At 59.5% G+C, this 2,817-nt stretch carries 2 protein-coding genes; one reads left to right on the top strand and one right to left on the bottom strand.

All coding sequences use genetic code 11. The features are described 5' to 3' along the window. The coding region (locus JNL55_RS27090) for a TonB-dependent receptor plug domain-containing protein (protein ID WP_293861928.1) at positions 1–1,596 on the bottom strand (1,596 nt) is incomplete at its 3' end. Between the two features lie 181 nt (positions 1,597–1,777). On the opposite strand from JNL55_RS27090, the gene JNL55_RS27085 reads away from it, so the two are divergent. Continuing rightward, positions 1,778–2,710 carry a hypothetical protein gene (locus tag JNL55_RS27085; RefSeq protein ID WP_293861926.1) on the top strand — a complete coding sequence of 311 codons (933 nt, stop codon included), beginning with the start codon at positions 1,778–1,780 and terminating at the stop codon, positions 2,708–2,710. The last annotated feature ends 107 nt before the right edge of the window (positions 2,711–2,817 follow it).

Genomic DNA, 2,817 nt, shown 5'->3' with positions numbered 1-2,817 from the left:
CTGATCGGTACGATCTTTGTTACCCGCTTCGTTGAACAGCGCGAACAGTCCGCCGATCCATTTGATGTTCGAGCTGCTCGGCGACAACAATTGGAACTCTTGAGTCGTAGCCGAGCTGTAGATCGAACCGCCGGTGCCCGGTTTCAGGCCGGCAATCTGGCCGACCGCAGGTGTCGCCGCCAAGTACGGTGGGCTGAAAGCGTAAGGTACGTTGGTATTTGCCTTGTCCTCACGATACGCCGTGATACTGACGAACTCCGCCCAGCTCAGATCGTGCTGGACCTTCAAGCTGACACCCGACGACCAGGATTCACGCAAGCCCGGCGGCCCGTAGGAATCATAGTAGCCGCCGACATGCGACGGCCCGGTGTTGATGAAGGAATAGACACCGCGAGTGATCGCGAACACGCCAGGATTCTGGCCGAACGACCAATCCGCGATCAGCGTGGCGGTCGTGTTGTCGCCAGGCGTCCACTTCAACTTGGAGCGAGCCGAATAGCTCTCCTCCGAAATATAAGACGGCGAACCGTCGTACAGATTCTTGCCCCAGCCTTCACCCTGCTGCTCGGTCGCAATCGAGATGCTGGCCGCCAGGTTGTCCGTGATACCGGCCGTGCCGTACAGGCTGGCGCTCCAAGTATCGAAATTGCCGTAACCGAAATTGATTTTCGCAGCCGGTGTGTACTCGGGATCTTCGGTAGTGATGGCAATCACTCCGGCCACCGCGTTACGACCGAACAAGGTACCTTGCGGTCCTTTGCTCACTTCGATCTGCGCGATGTTGTCGAGCATCAGATTCGAGCTGATGCTGTTCACGTAGTAGACGCCGTCTACGTAAGTGCTGACACTCGGTTCTTGCCATGGCCCACCGCCCGGGTTGCCAACAGCAAAGCCGCGGAGCTGGGCGCCGAAGGCCCCGGAGATGCTGATGAAGGTGAGCCCTGGCACGGCGTGCGACAGATCTCTCGCATCGTCGATTTGCAACGCCTCGATGGACTTCTCGTCGAACGCTGCAACCGTGATCGGCACTCTCTGCACATTCTCGCGACGTTTCTGCGCAGAGACGACCACTTCGTCCAGCCTGGCATTCGGCGCGAAGGACTCCGCTCTATCATTCTGTGACGAGTCTGTGTTGCTCGCCTCGATCGCCGTTTCGGTTTGAGCGATGCGTAGTCGATTCGAGCTCGCGTCCGTCCACGACGCTTTGGTCGCCGACGACGTGACGCCCATCGCGGTCTTATCCTTGATCACCACCACTGCCGACGGCGTGATTTCGAAGGCAAGATCGGTTCCACTCAGCAGCGTCTGCACCGCTTGTTCGGCGGTGTACTCGCCTTTGAGTGCAGGTGCCGTCTTACCCGCGACCAGCTCGGTTCTAAAGAACAGCTTGTGTTGCGAGGCCAGTGCCAGCTCTTGCAAAGCGGAGTTGAGGTCCTGAGCGGGAATGTCGAGCGAATAGATGGCGCTGCGGCCTGGTGCTTTGCTGTTCGACGCGTTGGTATCGGCGCCCGCTGCCGGCGCCGGTGAGGCCGCAAGCGTGCTGACTAAAGCAAAGGAACAGCTGAGCAGCGCGACCGCTGTGGACTGAGTGCGCATTACTTCCCCCTTCAAAATCGTCGTGGCTCGCGGCTTTACCGCGTGCCGCCCTCTTGATGGGGCGGCATCCATTAATACGCGCCACCCAGCAAATTCCTCAAAAACAGCCGATGGCCGCAAAACTGGCGCTGTCCCAGGCCATGCAGTATGTTTCCAGGCCAGGGACACTCCAACGAATTTCGTGACCATTCGCCTGCCCCAGCTACTCGCCTCCTCGGTCGTTCGCGGCACTCAGCTGGGCGAGAGCCACGGTGGCTTGTACTTGATCGATCTGCAGCAGGGCCGCGCGGAGCTGAAGCTCGACTGGAATCGCAACGACATCGATTTCAGCGGTCGCGGTGGAGATCGTGGCTTGCGAGGAATTGCGTTCTACGACTCGCACATCCTGGTGGCGAGCAACGAGCAGCTACTGATTCTCGATCAATCTTTCCAAGTGCAGGAAACGTATTCGAATCCGTTCCTGCAACACTGTCACGAGATCCACGTAGCCAGCGACCATGTCTATCTCACGTCTACAGGCTTCGATAGCTTGCTGGCGTTCGATCTGAAGAGCCGCCGCTTCGTGCATGGCTTTCATCTCGGGGTGGAGCGCGATGAGTTGCGGCTCCGGTACTTCGATCCCTCAGCTGTCGCCGGCCCGCTGCCGAGCCGACGGTTCCATCTCAATTCCGTGCATGCCACCGACGCCGGCGTGTGGTTTAGTGGCTTGCACACTCCGTGGTTACTACACACCAACGGTCGAGACTTGAAGCTCGCGGCTGCGTTGCCGCCCGGCACGCACAACGCGCAGCCGTACAACGACGGCGTGCTCTATAACGACACGACCGCCGAACGGGTTTGTTTCCAAACGGGGAGTCAGCTGATCCAGCTGCCGCTGCCGCGCTTTGCTCGCGAGCAGGTACTCAATATCGACCGTTTCGAATCCAACGTGGCGCGAGCGGGATTCGGTCGCGGCTTGTGCGTGCTGCCGAACGGCTGGATTGCCGCCGGCAGCTCGCCTTCAACGATTACGATCTATGACCTTCAGGCTCGCCAGCGCGTGGCCCAGGTCAATCTCTCCATGGATGTGCGCAATGCCATTCACGGTTTGGCCGTTTGGCCCGGCGCCAGATAGCGTTCTTTGCCGCCGATGACCGTGCGCAGAGCTTTGATCTTGGGAATCTGATCCGCCGGGATGCTAAACAGGTCGGCAGACAGCACCACGAAATCCGCCAACATGCC

The sequence above is a fragment of the Steroidobacter sp. genome (assembly GCF_016790065.1).
GTDB lineage: Bacteria > Pseudomonadota > Gammaproteobacteria > Steroidobacterales > Steroidobacteraceae > Steroidobacter.
This window is presented reverse-complemented; position numbering and strand designations above follow the sequence as displayed.